The sequence below is a fragment of the Sphingobacterium lactis genome, from assembly GCF_051951495.1.
GTDB lineage: Bacteria > Bacteroidota > Bacteroidia > Sphingobacteriales > Sphingobacteriaceae > Sphingobacterium > Sphingobacterium lactis_A.
On the sequence record NZ_JBNHAS010000002.1, the window covers coordinates 159,291 to 174,719 of the forward strand.

A 15,429-nucleotide genomic window follows, 5' to 3' on the forward strand; every position below is an offset into this window, starting at 1 on the left:
CATGAAAAAAATAAAATATATAATGAGTGCGCTGGCAATAGGATTGATGTTTCATTCCTGTGATGTCGAGCGTTTTCCTGAAGGCAGTATTGAATTATCTCAGTCCTTCAAAAAGGTTTCTGATGCGGAATATTGGAACAATGCGGTTTATTCTTTCTTGAGAGGGCGCGTATATGGTATTTATTCTTATTCAACAGATATTCAGGCCGATCAATTAAATGCAAGCCAGGATTTTGGTAATAGAAATGGTGATCTACATCGTTGGACAGGCTTCCTTTCCACAGATTACACCATTCGCGATGTTTATCGCGGGTATTATGGTGCGATCAATAACATCAACACACAGTTGCAAGGTTTTGACGGCATAGTTCCAGCAAATAACGCTGAAAAGGCAAAAATGGATGGTTATTATGGCGATGCTTATTTGGCGAGAGCCTATTATTATTTGAATTTAACCCTACGTTTTGCCAAGGCCTATAATGCTTCAACGGCAGCAACTGACCTTTCTGTTCCATTGCTTTTGGTGCCGGATTTAGAAGCTAAACCGGCTCGTGGTACTGTTGAAGATGCTTATAAACTAATTCTCGAGGATATTGGCAAAGCAAAAACTCTTTTAGCTAATAGGGCTGGTGCTGTAGGTGCTTCTCGTTTCAATATTGATGTGGCAACGGCTTTGGAAGCTCGTGTAAAGTTGTATATGAATGACTTTACTGGAGCTTTAGCAGCAGCAAAAACGTTGGTTGATGGCGGACTTTATCCATTAAATTCCACTAAGGCTTCTATACAAGCGATGTGGGCTACAACGAATAGTTCGGAGGTTATCTTTCAAACTAAAGTTGCTAGGCCAAATGAAATGCCCAATTCTAATGCACCATTTTATGGTTTTAGTGCCGGGAATAATGATTTTAGGCCTGATTTTATTCCTTCTCAATGGGTGGTTGACATGTACGACAATGCTGATTTTAGAAAGGCAGTCTATTTTGCGGATACCTTGGTGACGATGTCTACTGTGAATGCTTCAGAGAAGGTTAATATAATCAATAAATACCCCTTTATCGTAGGAGGATTGAATACAGATAAGAGCACGAATTCTGTTGTTCCAAAAGTATTTCGTATAGCGGAGATGTATTTGATTGCGGCAGAGGCAGCTTATCGGTCTAGCCCATCAAATACGGCTGATGCTTTAACTTATCTAAATGCACTGCGTGTTTCTAGAGGGCTTCCTGCATTGTCGGGTATTTCCGGAACTACCTTGTTCAATGAGATTAAGAATGAACGATTCCGTGAATTGGCATTTGAAGGCTTTAGATTAGATGATTTAAAACGCTGGGGTGAAGGATTTGAGCGTCGTGATCCACAATCTACCGTGTTAGTGCGCTCAGGAGTTGAGTTTTCAAGTAAAAAAGTGGAGGCTTCAGATTTGAAGTTCGTTTGGGGTCTTCCAGATAATGATGTTAGTATCAATCCGAATTTAGTTCAAAATGAAGGATGGTAATTAAACATCTAGAGATTTAGTTTTTAATACTTAAACCGGTTTTTTTAAAAGGGTTCCCAATCGTGGGGACCCTTTTTTGTTTGGTAAAGATTTGTGGGAGGGGCAATGACTGAAGTTAATGGAAAGGAAAAGGCGAAGGTTTGTTAAAATTTTAAATAAACAAGTACGTTATTTGATTTTGTTATGGTTAAAATACTTTCATTAATTTATTTTAATTGGTATTATTAATTCTATTTTGGTAAAGTTTGAAGAATAAAACTTGATAAGTATAATAATTAAATACAAAATCGTCGTTTTAATTATTAATTCCGCAATCGATTGTAACATTTAGAAAAAAATGAAATCAATGTTAATGTTATGTTAAAAATATATGTTATGTTTGAATAGTGGAATCATGCTAATTTATGATGAAGTGGACTAACCAGCCGCTTTCAAAGTACTGTAAGCAATTATTTAACAACTCAAACAAACTATTATGAAACAAAAATTACTCAGTTTTGTACTGCTGTGTACACTTTTAGTTGGTGTTGCATATGCACAAAATCGTCAAGTGAGTGGAAAGGTTACTTCTTCAAGTGACGGAGCTTCAGTTGCTGGATCTACCGTAACAGTTGTGGGAAGTTCTGTTTCAACACAAACTGACGGAAACGGGAATTACAGTATTTCTGTGCCCGGAAATGGATCTTTGCGTTTTTCAAACGTAGGATTTACCTCACAGGTAGTACCTGTAAACAATCGTTCAACCATCAATGTTACCTTAGTTTCAAGTGAAACGAACTTAGATGAGGTTATTGTTGTTGCCTATGGAACGGTTAAAAAATCTGATTTTACCGGTTCAGCAACTCAAATCGGTGAAAAGGAATTGGATAAAAGACCGATCTCGAATCCATTGGTAGCATTACAAGGTGCTGGTCCAGGTATCCAAACATCTGCTCCTTCAGGCGCACCAGGTTCATCACCTGCGATTAGAATCCGAGGTATTGGATCTTACTCGGCCAGTTCTTCTGCTTTGACCGTAGTTGACGGAGTGCCATACGAGGGTGGAATGTCAAACATTAACCCTGCAGATATCGAGTCAATTACTGTGTTAAAAGATGCAGCAACGATCGCGATGTATGGTTCAAGAGGTGCCAATGGTGTTATTATGATTACGACTAAAAAGGGTAAAGCTGGAGCTAGTCAATTAAATGCATCCGCTCAATTTGGTTTTAATCAAAATGGTGTGCCAAATTACAATACCGTAAATGCAGGCGAGTATTATGAATTGATGTGGCAAGCTTATACCAATGGTATGATTTTCCCACCAGACCCTACAAAGGCATTACCTCGTGACATAGCAAGACAAATTGGTTCAGGTTTGCTTCCACGCAATGCTGCAGGAAATCAAGTTTACAACGGAGTAGCATACCAAGACATTGTACAATTCTTAGGAAATTATAATGCATTCAATGTTGCTAATAACGAATTAATTGATGTTAATGGTAAATTAAACCCGAATGCTCAAATTAAATATACTGACTTCAGAACTTGGGAGGATGAATCTACAAGAAATGGAACAAGAAATGAGTATAACGTAAGTTATTCTGGAGGATTTAATAATACCGACTTTTTTGCCTCAGCAAATTATTTAAAAGATCAAGGATGGGCTTTTAGATCATCAAAAGAAAGATACTCTGGCCGTGTAAATGTAAATTCACAAATCAATAAATGGTTGAAATCAGGTATCAATATCACTGCAGGATCGCATATAGATAATAATGCATCAACAGGTGATGGGATCAATAACCCATTTTATTTCAGTAGAGCAATTGCTCCAATTTATCCAGTTTATTTAAGAGACCCAAAAACAGGAGATTTAGTTTATGATCGTAATGGAGAAAAACGTTATGACTATGGTAATTTCGTTGCTGATTATGGATTAAGTAGACCATTTAACAGCGGTCGTCATGCTCTTGCGGAGACGATGTTGAATAATGATTTTGGTACTAGGGAATTTATTAATGCTAGAGCTTATTTAGATATTAATATTATGCCTTGGTTAACTTTTAGTACTACATTCAGCCCTGATTATCAAAATACTAAAGCTGAAGGATATGAAAATACTGAGGTAGGTGATGGTGCTCCTTCAGGACGTTATAATCAAGGTTGGGGTCGATTATTTAACTATACCTTCAATCAGATTTTAAGATCAAACAATAGTTTTGGCAAACATAATCTAGAAGGCTTATTGGGTCATGAGTATTATTCTTATAAGTATGAAAGTATTTATGGAATGAGAACAGGTCAAGGATTTGATGACATGTTAGTCTTCAGTAATTTTGCAAATATTACTTCCCTTTCAAACGGATTAAGTGAAAACACGGTTGAAAGTTATTTCGCTCGTGCTAACTATAACTATGACAGCAAATATTACTTAAGTGCGATGATTCGTAGAGATGGTAACTCAAGATTCAAATCAGACTTACGTTGGGCAAATTTCTGGTCATTAGGTGGTGCGTGGAGATTGGATAAAGAAGAGTTTTTCAATAACGATAAAATCGATTTGTTAAAGCTTCGTGCATCATACGGTATATTAGGAAATGCTGATGTTGGTAGTTTTTATCCTTATCAAGCAGCTTATTCAATATACAATAATGCTGGCGAATCTGGTTCGGCAATTACCAACTTAGGTAGTAATTTTTTAACTTGGGAAACCCAAAAACCATTTGATATCGGTGTAGATTTCTCCTTGTTCAATAATAGAATTTCAGGTTCCCTAGAATATTATCATAGAAATTCTGATGGATTATTATTTTCCGTTCCACAGCCATATCACAATGGTGGTACTACCGGTGGATCTTTTAGTATAGATCAGAACGTGGGTGCAATGACAAACCAAGGTATCGAAGTTTCATTAACAGGTAATTTAGTTCGTAAGGAAGATTTTAATTGGAATCTTACATTGAATTTAACGACCATTAAAAATAAAATTACAAAAATGCCTGTTGAAACGCCTGAGATTGTGTCAGGAGCATATAAGCGTAAGGAAGGTCATTCCGTATATGATTACTGGTTAAGATCTTACTATGGCGTTAATCCAGATAATGGTTATGTATTGTATAAAGGTTTAGCAGATGGTGTAGAATACAAGGATACAGACCCAACTTTTAAATTGGTAGATAATGGAAATGGTGGTATGGATACATTAACTACAAACCACAGTGCAGCTAGATTATCATTTGTTGGGAAAAGTGCTCTTCCTCCTGTTTATGGTAGTGTAGTAAATACCTTTAATTATAAAAACTTTGAATTTGGTTTTATATTCACTTATAGTTTAGGTGGTTATTTCTACGATTCGCAGTATGCGGGATTAATGAGTGTTGGTCCTTCTAATGGTGCTAACTTACATAAAGATTTATTGGGAGCTTGGAAAAACCCTAATGATGTTTCTGATATTCCTGCAATGAATACGAATAGAACAGCTGAGTCTGGAGCTCTATCCGATCGTTGGTTAACGAAAGCTTCGTATTTGAATCTATCTTCTGTAAATATAGGTTATAGATTACCAGATCAACTTATTTCTAGAATTGGTGTAAGAACTGCACGCGTTTATGCAAGTGGTGAGAATTTGTTTTTCTTATCAGCTAGACAGGGTTTTAACCCAGTTGGTGGTCTTACTTCTCCAACAGGTAATGGTGCGTACAACCATGCTAGAACATTTAACTTTGGTGTAAACTTTGGATTTTAATATTATGACTATCTATAATATATTTAATAAAAAAGCTGTTTTTGTAGCATCTGCAATTTCAGCATTGATTTTTTCGGGTTGTAAGAAGGATTTATTACAGAAAGATCCTCTTTCCAGTATCTCTCCTTCAATTGTATTCTCCACAACCAAAAATGCCTATACTGCAATTAATGGTATGCATAGGTATATGTATTCGCAATGGCATGGCAATCAAGCTGCGGGTGGGCAGAGTGGAAACATGCTTTATATGGAAGCATTAGGCGATGATTATGTAATGACTGGTGTAGCAAATGGTTTTTTTATCAATGAATATAAGTGGCGAAATCATCGTGATGAAGCGGCATCAATCCTAACATTCAATTACGGGTTTTACTATGCATTAATTGGAAATGCTAATGAAATTATTGCGAATATTGATAATGCTGAAGGTCCGCAAGAAGATAAAAATTTCCTAAAAGCTCAGGCACTTACCTATAGAGCGTGGAGTTATTATCAAATGGTTCAATTATTTGGAAAGCGTTATGTGCAAGGAGGAGATAACTCCTCAATGGGTATGTCGCTTGTGTTAGAAAAAACTGTTGGTGCAGTAGCACGTAGTACTGTTGAAGAAACATATACACAAATTAATAAGGACCTAGATGATGCTATTGCTTTGTTTGCAAACAGTACAGCGCGTCCTAATATTTCGCATTTAAATATGAATGTTGCTAAAGGGGTGAAAGCTAGAGTTGCTCTAACGCAGCAAAATTATCCTGTAGCTGCAACGATGGCTAAAGAAGCTCGTCAAGGATACAATTTAATGAGTCAGACACAATATTTAAATTCATTTGTTTCTGTAAGTAACCCAGAATGGATTTGGGGGATATTGCATCGCGATGATCAACCTTTATACTTCTACTCATTTTATGCGTATGTAGGTAATTTCAGTTCGACCAATACACGTGGAAACCCTAAAGCAATAAATTCTTTGCTTTATAATAAGATTTCCAGCACGGATATCCGTAAAAAACTTTGGGATCCTACTGCTAAAGAAGCTGGATTTCCAGTTGCTGCGAGTGGTGTGAGACAGCCTTATATGACTAGAAAATTCACATTGCCTAATCCAGCTAACAGTAATGGCGATTTAATGTTTATGCGTTCTGCTGAAATGTATCTTATCGAAGCTGAAGCTTTGGCAAGAACAGCAGGAAGAGAAGCCGATGCAAAACAAGTGTTGTTTGAATTAGCTAAGGCTAGAGATACAAACTATGTTTTATCTACGAATTCTGGCGCGGCTCTTATTGAGGAAATTCTTACGCAAAGAAGAGTTGAATTATGGGGTGAAGGATTTAGATTTTATGATTTAAAAAGATTGAATCTGCCTTTGGATAGAACAGGGGCTAACCATAATGCAACTATAGCTGTTACAATGAGTGTTCCAGCTGGTGATAAGCAATGGGAGTTTCTTATTCCAAGAGGAGAGTTGAACAGAACTTTAGGAGTTGTTAAACAAAATCCTTTATAATAAACAAAACGCCCCGATATTCGGGGCGTTTGCTTTTTATCTATCATTTCGAATTTCTTACTTCAATACCTCCCTAGCGATTACCAATCGTTGTATCTCGGATGTGCCTTCATAGATCTGTGTAATCTTGGCATCACGCATTAATCTTTCAACATGGTACTCTTTCACATAACCATAGCCACCATGGATTTGCACAGCTTCTACGGTATGTTTCATGGCAACCTCTGAGGTGTTCAATTTAGCCATGGCTGCAATCTTTCCATAAGGTAATCCCTGATCCTTCGTCCAAGCTGCTTTATAGGTTAATAGCCTCGCTGCTTCGATATCCACTTCCATATCTGCCAATTTAAATTGTATAGCCTGATGATCGGAAATAGGCTTGCCAAATGTTTTTCTTTCTTTAGAATAAGCTAATGCCAGGTCATAAGCACCAGCAGCAATACCTAAAGCCTGTGCGGCAATGCCAATTCGTCCACCATCTAAGGTTTTCATGGCAAACTTAAATCCGAAGCCATCCTCACCAATCCGGTTCTCCTTAGGTACTTTGACATCAGAGAACATCAAAGAATGCGTGTCAGAGCTTCGTATTCCTAATTTATTTTCCTTTGGACCGATATTAAATCCTTCCATACCTTTTTCTACAATTAGAACATTAATTCCACGGTGCCCTTTTTCAGGATGCGTCTGTGCTATGACTAGGTAGATATCTGCATTACCACCATTGGTAATCCAGTTTTTGGTTCCATTTAACAGGTAATAATCGCCTTTATCCTCAGCAATAGTATGTTGCGATGAGGCATCAGACCCTGCTTCTGGTTCGGATAGGGCAAAAGCACCTAATTTTTCTCCCGAGGCTAAAGGTTTAAGGTATTTATGTTTTTGTTCTTCCGTACCATATTCATTGAGACCATAGCAGACCAGCGAATTGTGCGCAGACATGATGACCGCTGCTGAGGCATCAATCTTTGCAATCTCTTCTAAAGCTAAAACATAAGCTAAGGTGTCCATTCCGGCACCTCCATAAGCTTCGGGAATCATAATACCCATAAAGCCTAATTCGCCCATTTTCTTGACGAAATCATAGGGGAATTTAGCCTCTTCATCGCGTTGTATAACGCCTGGCTTCAATTCTTGTGCAAATTCACGTGCTGCATCGCGAATCATTTTATGTTCTTCTGATAGTTCGAAATTCATTGTATTCGTTTATATGGTGTATACCAAATATACATAAATATACTATGCTTGCATAGTAATAATTCTTTTTTAATTGTCAAATTACTTGAACCTCAAACTTTAAGATTAACTAAAACGTTTATTAGATGTCAGCTAGAATATTCCTCATCGGATTATTTTATTATAATTATTACGTCATAATTTGCTGACTCTTGGAATTAAAAATAAATACTACTATATTGGTAGAGTATTATTCAAAACACTAATAAATTAAATATATGAGCTTAAGATTAGGAGACACCGCGCCAAACTTTCAGGCAAAAACTTCCATTGGAGATATTGATTTCTATGATTTTATAGATGGAAAATGGGCTGTTCTATATTCACACCCTTCAGATTTCACACCTGTTTGTACCACTGAGTTGGGGAGAACTGCAAAATTAAAGGATGAATTTGAACGTAGAAATGTAAAGGTTTTAGCGCTAAGTGTTGATTCTGTTCCTGAACATTTGGAATGGATTAAGGATATTAATGAAACACAAAATACAGAGGTAGATTTCCCAATTATTGCTGACGAGGACCGTAAGGTAGCTGAGTTGTATGATATGATTCACCCAAATGCTTCCGCTACTGCAACAGTACGTTCTGTGTTTGTAATTGGCCCAGATAAGAAAGTTAAATTGACTTTGACTTATCCAGCTTCTACAGGTCGTAATTTCCAAGAGATTCTTCGTGTGATTGATTCTTTGCAATTGACTGATGAATATCAAGTAGCAACACCTGCTGATTGGGAAGATGGTCAAGACGTAATCGTTGTTCCTGCTATTAAGACAGAGGATATCGCAGGTAAGTTCCCGAAAGGTTATACCGAAATCAAACCTTATTTGAGAACTACTCCACAACCTAATAAATAGGTTGATCTATATAAAAAAGGAGCCAATTAGTAACTAATTGGCTCTTTCTATTTAAATGTGTTTTTTCTTCTTTTTAGGAGATATGAAAGCAGATATACTTGCAATCAATATAATTAAACCTAGGTATTTCAGGCTTTCCGACCAAGTAAATGCCAAGTCTACCGGACTTGAAAAATACTTAAATGTCTGTACAAGAATAAGTAGCGATAAAAAGATGAAAAAGTAAATCCAAAATGTTCGCATGTTAATTATTTTCCTAAATATACTATTAAGTTGTTCGTTTTCAAGGAAATAATTTTTTGATCGCCTAATAAATAAGCCGTTATAATTCTTGGCGATATAATAAATGTCATTTTGTTGATGTTTCAACCCTCTTTCATAGCACATCGAATAAAAAAAAGGTGTCACATTATTTGTAACACCTTTTAGATACATAAGTCAATTTATTCTTAATATACCTTAACCATGTAGATAAAGTCTTGTAACTTTTTGATCTGCTCCGTTCTTGGTAAATTTGATAGGCTATTTTTACTGCTCAATACGATATTTCCTTTTAATGAATCCTTAGGGATTCTGTTCAAAGTTTCAATTAGAGCTTTTGTTTTAATGGCGAATGCTGCACCATCAATTCCTTTTTGTTTTCCGGAGATAATACCGATGATATTCCCTTGCTTATCCAATACCGGACCACCACTGTTACCAGGGTTTACAGGAACGGAAATTTGATAAGCTGTTGTATCACCGCTATATCCTGTTGAAGAACTTAAGTACCCTTCGCCGTATACAGCCTCATCTCTAGGATAACCGATAGTGAAGATTCCTTCTCCTAAATCTAGTCCTTGACGTTTGAATGTATATGGGATATTACTAGCTTGATTGAAACTCGTATCAGAAATATGCAAAATTGCCAAGTCTTTTTCTGCATCCACATGGATAACAGAAGCTCGGAAAGTCTCTCCTTTGTTATTTTGAAGATGAATAGAGTCTGCTCCACTCACTACATGAAAGTTCGTTACTACATAACCATCCTTGGTCAACATAAATCCTGTTGCACCATATTGTAATGGGGTAGGAGTAGTTGTTTCCTTATTGATATTACTGATCGCATTCTGGTGAGCACTCACATTACGTTTAACGTTATTTATCTCACGTTTAAGCGCACTATAATCTGAAGTCGTCTTACGTAGTGTCGAGAAGTATCCGGTTAAATACAGGGTCGCTAAAGAGGAAAGAACGGCAACTGCGGCTGCGGCTACTGCATTTATCTTTAGTTTCTTCCACATGCGGTAAATAATAGGCTGTGTTGGGGTGTTTTTAACCACATTATCCAAGTTGGCCATAAACTCTTTTCTTCGAGCATGCTGACGCATGGCATGAACAAACTCTTTATGGGCAAGAAATTGATTGTTCAGTTCAGAATCTTCTTGGCATAGGTTTTCAAATTCCACACGTTCGCTTTCGGATAATTCTCCGGCAAGATAACGATCGGCCCACGCAATAAAGTCCTTTTGATTCATGTTATTGTTCATCCTTAATCCATTGATCAAAGAATAGTTTCTTTAATCGCTGTAAACATTTATACTTTTGGTTTTTAGCATTGTCAGCATTACTATAGCCTAATTCATCACTGATTTCCTGCATGGATTTCTTGTTGATATAAAAATCCTTTAATATAGTTGCACATGGTTCACCTAGTTTATTCATGGCTACATCCATTTGGTTAAACTTCATTTCTTCTGCCTCATGGTCTTCCAAGGCATCAGCTATATCGGGAATGTCTAAATTGTCTTGCTCGATACTATCGAGCGATAAATTCCGTCGATTCAATTGTTTTAACCACAACCTCCTGCAGATAGCATATAAAAATGTGCTTAGTTTACTGCTCAGCTCAAACCCCTCATCTCGAGTAATCTTGTCATATAAAACGATGACTGCTTCTTGAAAGATGTCCTTCGCTTGGTCCTCAGTTCCCTTATTGTTTAAAATCATATGGGAAACCGATGGATAACAAGATTTATAGATAAAAGACACTGCAGCGCTATCGCCTTTCCGCATCCCTTCTAACAACTCACTGTCCGTGCGTGTCTTATTGATTATCTCTCTTATTTTACTCACCTATTAATACCCTTATTTTCAAATAGTAACCCATTTACAACAAAAAATCCTTTTTTTAGGAATTCTTTTCCAAACGTAATGGATTTATCATGGAATTACAATAACGTTTGTAATTCATTATAAATTATTCAAAAAAATAAAAGACATGCTCTATCAGGGCATGTCTTTACTATTTTTTTATTTCTTGAACAACCTTCCTTAGATACCTTCAAAAATACGATTAAAGAAATCACCAAGGAACGGTACGGTCTTTTTATTTCCGCTTGCGGCATGTATAAGTCCAATCATCCATAATATACAGGTTGCTGCAAGACCTATACCTGCGAATATCCACCCAACTGCGGGAATGTAACTTAATACAAATACGCCACTCATCGTCAGGAATATTCCCAATGATTGTTTGATGTGAAATGAGCTGAAATCATTACGTGATTCGCTGTTCAATACAAAGGCTACTAGGAGACCTAATGCAGTTAAATAAGAAATTATGGCCACATTTTTTCCGTCATCCATAGAATCGTCATCCTCATCGAGTGAGGGAGGCTGCTTTTTCATGTTGTTATTTAGGTTATTAGTTACATTAAATATAACTAGAATTGTTCATTAATTGGTAATCAATTGACTTAAAACTGTTTAATCCTAAAGTTAATTAAATAAAATAGTTTATAGAAAATTTATTTAGACTATATGTAATTACGCATATCTCCTTTAGATCTCTTCGATTTGAATTCAAACCTCCCAAAGAGGTTTTTTTCTAGAATAATGAATCAGCATAGAAAGTAATAAGCAATTGAACTAACCAAACTTAAGTAACAAACAATATAACCTATCGCTTGTTGAACTTTATAAATAGGCGAGTTATGGAAGAAAAAACTATTCGATATCCACATCCAAATGGTGAAATAACCGTTTTATGGAGACCAAAACGATGTATACACTCAGGAGTATGTGTCAATTCACTTCCTAAGGTTTATGATCCTAGTGCAAGACCGTGGATAAAGCCAGAAGAGGCTACAACACAAGAGCTGATTGATCAAATTGATGCTTGTCCATCAGGTGCATTGGCATATGAATTACATCAAAAAAGTTAAAGGAAATAGAAACTTTGAATTAGGGATAACGCAAAAAGGTCACAAATGTTAATTTGTGACCTTTTTAGCGGTCTGGACGGGACTCGAACCCGCGACCCCATGCGTGACAGGCATGTATTCTAACCAGCTGAACTACCAGACCAAAATCTTTGCAAAACTATTTAATAATATTATTGGCGGTCTGGACGGGACTCGAACCCGCGACCCCATGCGTGACAGGCATGTATTCTAACCAGCTGAACTACCAGACCAATAATTTTGCAATATCGTAAAGAACGTCTCGGTTTCCCGATCTTTTTGAAATACCTACTGTACTTCTTGTTTTCTTGAGCGGTCTGGACGGGACTCGAACCCGCGACCCCATGCGTGACAGGCATGTATTCTAACCAGCTGAACTACCAGACCTCAATTACCTTCTTTTTAGAAGGTGTGCAAATATAGTGTTTATTTCCATATCTGCTAATGTTTTTTTGAAAAATATTACTCTACAGCGCCCTCTTTCATCTTTTCGGCATTCTCTGCAAATTGTAATTTATCGATAATATCTTGAATATCACCGTCCATAATAGCCGGTAAATTATACATCGTCAATCCAATACGGTGTTCTGTTACACGACCTTGTGGATAATTATAAGTACGGATTTTTGCTGAACGGTCTCCGGTTGATACCATTGTCTTACGTTTTGCTGCAACATCTCCATGTTTTTTCTGTACCTCTAGCTCATAAAGCTTGTTACGTAACATCTCCATAGCCAATTCGCGGTTTGCTAATTGCGAACGTTCTACCTGACATACTACAACAATACCTGAAGGCTTATGGGTCAACTGTACTTTAGTTTCTACTTTATTTACGTTCTGACCTCCAGCACCTCCTGAACGGGATGTCTGCATTTCAATATCACCAGGATTGATCTCCACATCCACTTCTTCTGCTTCCGGCAATACCGCTACAGATGCCGCTGAAGTGTGAACACGCCCTTGAGTCTCAGTGTCTGGAACACGTTGAACACGGTGTACACCAGATTCATATTTCAATTGGCCATAAACGTCATCTCCAATAACCTTTAGGATAACCTCTTTATAACCTCCTGAAGTACCTTCTGTTACATCCATAACTTCAGTTCTCCAACCCTTAGTTTCAAAGTAACGGGTGTACATACGGTATAAATCACCAGCAAATAATGCCGCCTCATCACCACCTGTACCACCTCTAATCTCGATAATGGCATTTTTACCATCTTCGGGATCTTTAGGGATTAACATCAAGCGGATTTCTTCCTCTTTCTCTTCGCGTTGTGTGTAAAGTATATCCAATTCTTCCTTCGCCATTTCTCTCAACTCTTGATCCTTCTCATTGGCAAGGATATCTTTATTTGTGTCAATATTGCTGACCATATTCTTGTAGATATGGTATTGATCAACAATCTTGGAAAGATCTTTATATTCTTTATTAAGCTTGGCAAAACGATTCATGTCGCTGATGGTATCTGGGTTGCTGAGCTCCGCTTCCACCTCTTGCCAACGCTCTTTTATTGCTTGTAATTTGTCTAACATAGTATTCCTCTGTTGAATGGTATGTCCTCCTCATAATTTGGGAGAACTTGTAATCGACAAAAATAAAGATTTTCCTGCTTTTTTGACGAGCCTAATGCGAAGAAACTGCTTTCAGACCAACAATCGATCCTATAAGGGTGATAATGAAGAAAATACGCCAGAAATCTGTAGGCTCTTTAAAGAAAAATATACCCATAAGTACTGTTCCGACTGCTCCGATGCCTGACCAAACCGCGTAAGCAGTACCCAAAGGAAGCGTATTTGTTGCTTTAATTAACAGTCCCATACTGATAGTCACGCTGATAAGAAAACCAAGATACCAAAGGTACATCTCTGTTCCTGTTGCATCTTTAGCGCGTCCAATACAATAAGTAAAGGCAACTTCAAATAAGCCACCAATAATTAGGATAATCCAATTCATTTTTAATGATAAAATTTTAAGGTTGCAAATTTGCGGTTAAATTACACCATATTCTTTAACAAATGTTAAAAAATCAACTTACCTTCTGATTCCGCGAATTCTACTTAAAGTTACTTGACTAATTCCTAAATAAGAGGCAATGTAGCCCAACTTTATACGGTTGGTAATATTGGGGGCTTTTTTTAATAACTCGTGATAGGACTCACGGGAAGACTTAAATAAGCGAAGCATCAAGCGTTCCTCGATTTTTACAGATTCCAATTCCGCTAACTTCCTTCCCCAATTGGCTATTCCCACAGAATGCTTATACAATTCTTGTAATTGCGCTATGGATAAACGGTAAAGAACGGAGTCCTCTAATGCTTGAATACTCTCATAGCCCTTTTTCCCATGGATATAACTATTGAGTGAAAGGATCGCTTCACCAGGAAAGGTAAAAGCCAATACAACCTCTTTCTCTTCCTTGTGGTAGAAGATGCGGCAAATCCCTGTTTGTTGAAAATAGAGATATGGCGTTGTTTTCTCAGCTTCAATAAAACACATATTCTTGCTGACCTTTTGAATTTCCACTAATTGGGATAATCTTTCTAAATCTACCTGACTTAGAGGGAAAATAGATTGCGCTATTTCGTTGAATTCCATGTTTTCAAGCTTAAATTTTCACCATCCCACACTGCATAAGTATTATAATTAATCCACTCTCCCAAATTGATAATCTTCGATTTATTCTTCAATTCCATTTCGTAGGGTAAATGACGATGACCAAAAATAAAGTAGTCATAATGTTGGTTCTCGAGGATTTCTTTAGCATAGACAATTAACCATTCCTGTTCTTCACCAAGAAATTTTTCTTCATTATTATTGGCTATACGGCTATGCTTAGACCAACGGGTAGCAATGCCAATACCCAAATTTGGGTGTAATCGGGCGAAAAGCCATTGGCAGATGCTTGATCGGAAAATCTTTTTTAAGAATTTATACTTCTTATCACCAGGGCCTAATCCATCACCGTGATGAATATAAAATCTTTTGCCATTTAGCTCAATGATCTTTTCATTGGAGACGATATCAGCATGCAGTTCGTCTTTCAGATATCCAAACATCCACATATCGTGGTTTCCTTTGAATAGGGTGATTTTTATGCCTAAATCTGCCAGCTCAGCAAGTTTACCAAGAAACCGCACATATCCCTTGGGAACCACAGTTGCATATTCGAACCAGAAATCAAAGATATCACCTACTAGATATAATTCCTTAGCATCAGCTTTGATATCCTCTAACCAAGAAATGATTCGGCGTTCGCGATCGATGGATTGGGTAGCCGGATAGGATCCCAAATGGAAGTCTGATGCGAAATATATCTTGTCTCTAATGGCCATAAAGGCCAAAACTACCACATTTATAGCGTTTTCACAATATAGTCGGCTTTTGTGAA

General features: G+C 37.1%; 13 protein-coding genes and 3 tRNA genes. 5 read left to right on the forward strand and 11 right to left on the reverse strand.

Translation table 11 applies throughout. The features are described from left to right. Position 1: 1 nt before the first annotated feature. The 3 genes from ACP6L2_RS08380 to ACP6L2_RS08390 all read left to right on the forward strand — a co-directional run bounded on the left by ACP6L2_RS08380 (position 2) and on the right by ACP6L2_RS08390 (position 6,726). Complete coding sequence (locus ACP6L2_RS08380; protein ID WP_440508795.1) at positions 2 to 1,495, forward strand: RagB/SusD family nutrient uptake outer membrane protein; 1,494 nt, start codon at positions 2 to 4, stop codon at positions 1,493 to 1,495. A gap of 475 nt (positions 1,496 to 1,970) precedes the next feature. Continuing rightward, positions 1,971 to 5,222, forward strand: coding sequence for a SusC/RagA family TonB-linked outer membrane protein (locus tag ACP6L2_RS08385; protein ID WP_440508796.1), 3,252 nt, complete (start codon positions 1,971 to 1,973; stop codon positions 5,220 to 5,222). Continuing rightward, positions 5,212 to 6,726: a RagB/SusD family nutrient uptake outer membrane protein gene (locus ACP6L2_RS08390; RefSeq protein WP_440508797.1), complete on the forward strand. Its 1,515-nt coding sequence runs from the start codon at positions 5,212 to 5,214 to the stop codon at positions 6,724 to 6,726. Before ACP6L2_RS08385 ends, ACP6L2_RS08390 begins: the two co-directional genes overlap by 11 nt. A gap of 57 nt (positions 6,727 to 6,783) precedes the next feature. Here the strand turns inward: ACP6L2_RS08390 and ACP6L2_RS08395 are convergent, their stop codons facing one another. Next, entirely contained in the window at positions 6,784 to 7,920 is a 1,137-nt protein-coding gene (locus ACP6L2_RS08395) for an acyl-CoA dehydrogenase (protein WP_440508798.1), read from the reverse strand. Positions 7,921 to 8,177: 257 nt separating this feature from the next. Between ACP6L2_RS08395 and ACP6L2_RS08400 the strand changes: the two genes are divergently transcribed. Then, positions 8,178 to 8,813, forward strand: a complete 636-nt coding sequence (locus ACP6L2_RS08400) for a peroxiredoxin (RefSeq protein WP_440508799.1) — start codon at positions 8,178 to 8,180, stop codon at positions 8,811 to 8,813. Positions 8,814 to 9,262: 449 nt separating this feature from the next. On the opposite strand, the gene ACP6L2_RS08405 is transcribed toward ACP6L2_RS08400, so the two are convergent. From ACP6L2_RS08405 to ACP6L2_RS08415, 3 genes are all read right to left on the reverse strand, one after another. Continuing rightward, positions 9,263 to 10,342 carry a trypsin-like peptidase domain-containing protein gene (locus ACP6L2_RS08405; protein ID WP_440508800.1) on the reverse strand — a complete coding sequence of 360 codons (1,080 nt, stop codon included), beginning with the start codon at positions 10,340 to 10,342 and terminating at the stop codon, positions 9,263 to 9,265. After that, positions 10,332 to 10,928, reverse strand: coding sequence for an RNA polymerase sigma factor (locus tag ACP6L2_RS08410; protein ID WP_344673275.1), 597 nt, complete (start codon positions 10,926 to 10,928; stop codon positions 10,332 to 10,334). Before ACP6L2_RS08410 ends, ACP6L2_RS08405 begins: the two co-directional genes overlap by 11 nt. Positions 10,929 to 11,126: 198 nt before the next feature. Then, entirely contained in the window at positions 11,127 to 11,483 is a 357-nt protein-coding gene (locus ACP6L2_RS08415) for a DUF4870 domain-containing protein (RefSeq protein WP_440508801.1), read from the reverse strand. Between the two features lie 305 nt (positions 11,484 to 11,788). Between ACP6L2_RS08415 and ACP6L2_RS08420 the strand changes: the two genes are divergently transcribed. Further along, positions 11,789 to 12,019, forward strand: a complete 231-nt coding sequence (locus ACP6L2_RS08420) for a (4Fe-4S)-binding protein (protein ID WP_440508802.1) — start codon at positions 11,789 to 11,791, stop codon at positions 12,017 to 12,019. Positions 12,020 to 12,087: 68 nt separating this feature from the next. Here the strand turns inward: ACP6L2_RS08420 and ACP6L2_RS08425 are convergent. From ACP6L2_RS08425 to ACP6L2_RS08455, 7 genes are all read right to left on the reverse strand, one after another. Further along, positions 12,088 to 12,161: transfer RNA gene (locus tag ACP6L2_RS08425), tRNA-Asp, on the reverse strand. A 32-nt stretch (positions 12,162 to 12,193) separates the two neighbouring features. Beyond that, a tRNA-Asp gene (locus tag ACP6L2_RS08430) sits at positions 12,194 to 12,270 on the reverse strand. An 80-nt stretch (positions 12,271 to 12,350) separates the two neighbouring features. Next, positions 12,351 to 12,424: transfer RNA gene (locus ACP6L2_RS08435), tRNA-Asp, on the reverse strand. 75 nt (positions 12,425 to 12,499) lie between these two features. Then, complete coding sequence (prfA, locus tag ACP6L2_RS08440; protein ID WP_440508803.1) at positions 12,500 to 13,573, reverse strand: peptide chain release factor 1; 1,074 nt, start codon at positions 13,571 to 13,573, stop codon at positions 12,500 to 12,502. 91 nt (positions 13,574 to 13,664) lie between these two features. Continuing rightward, positions 13,665 to 13,994 carry a DMT family transporter gene (locus tag ACP6L2_RS08445; RefSeq protein WP_440508804.1) on the reverse strand — a complete coding sequence of 110 codons (330 nt, stop codon included), beginning with the start codon at positions 13,992 to 13,994 and terminating at the stop codon, positions 13,665 to 13,667. 78 nt (positions 13,995 to 14,072) lie between these two features. Beyond that, positions 14,073 to 14,636, reverse strand: a complete 564-nt coding sequence (locus ACP6L2_RS08450; RefSeq protein ID WP_440508805.1) for a Crp/Fnr family transcriptional regulator — start codon at positions 14,634 to 14,636, stop codon at positions 14,073 to 14,075. Continuing rightward, positions 14,618 to 15,373: a UDP-2,3-diacylglucosamine diphosphatase gene (locus ACP6L2_RS08455; protein WP_440508806.1), complete on the reverse strand. Its 756-nt coding sequence runs from the start codon at positions 15,371 to 15,373 to the stop codon at positions 14,618 to 14,620. The genes ACP6L2_RS08450 and ACP6L2_RS08455 overlap by 19 nt, the downstream gene beginning before the upstream one ends. Positions 15,374 to 15,429 lie beyond the last annotated feature (56 nt).

Coding starts and splice junctions, on each gene's coding strand:
- ACP6L2_RS08420 (WP_440508802.1), top strand. CDS start 11,789: ATGGAAGAAAAAACTATTCGATATCCACATCCAAATGGTGAAATAACC.
- ACP6L2_RS08380 (WP_440508795.1), top strand. CDS start 2: ATGAAAAAAATAAAATATATAATGAGTGCGCTGGCAATAGGATTGATG.
- ACP6L2_RS08450 (WP_440508805.1), bottom strand. CDS start 14,636: ATGGAATTCAACGAAATAGCGCAATCTATTTTCCCTCTAAGTCAGGTA.
- prfA (WP_440508803.1), bottom strand. CDS start 13,573: ATGTTAGACAAATTACAAGCAATAAAAGAGCGTTGGCAAGAGGTGGAA.
- ACP6L2_RS08405 (WP_440508800.1), bottom strand. CDS start 10,342: ATGAACAATAACATGAATCAAAAGGACTTTATTGCGTGGGCCGATCGT.
- ACP6L2_RS08455 (WP_440508806.1), bottom strand. CDS start 15,373: ATGGCCATTAGAGACAAGATATATTTCGCATCAGACTTCCATTTGGGA.
- ACP6L2_RS08385 (WP_440508796.1), top strand. CDS start 1,971: ATGAAACAAAAATTACTCAGTTTTGTACTGCTGTGTACACTTTTAGTT.
- ACP6L2_RS08415 (WP_440508801.1), bottom strand. CDS start 11,483: ATGAAAAAGCAGCCTCCCTCACTCGATGAGGATGACGATTCTATGGAT.
- ACP6L2_RS08395 (WP_440508798.1), bottom strand. CDS start 7,920: ATGAATTTCGAACTATCAGAAGAACATAAAATGATTCGCGATGCAGCA.
- ACP6L2_RS08445 (WP_440508804.1), bottom strand. CDS start 13,994: ATGAATTGGATTATCCTAATTATTGGTGGCTTATTTGAAGTTGCCTTT.
- ACP6L2_RS08400 (WP_440508799.1), top strand. CDS start 8,178: ATGAGCTTAAGATTAGGAGACACCGCGCCAAACTTTCAGGCAAAAACT.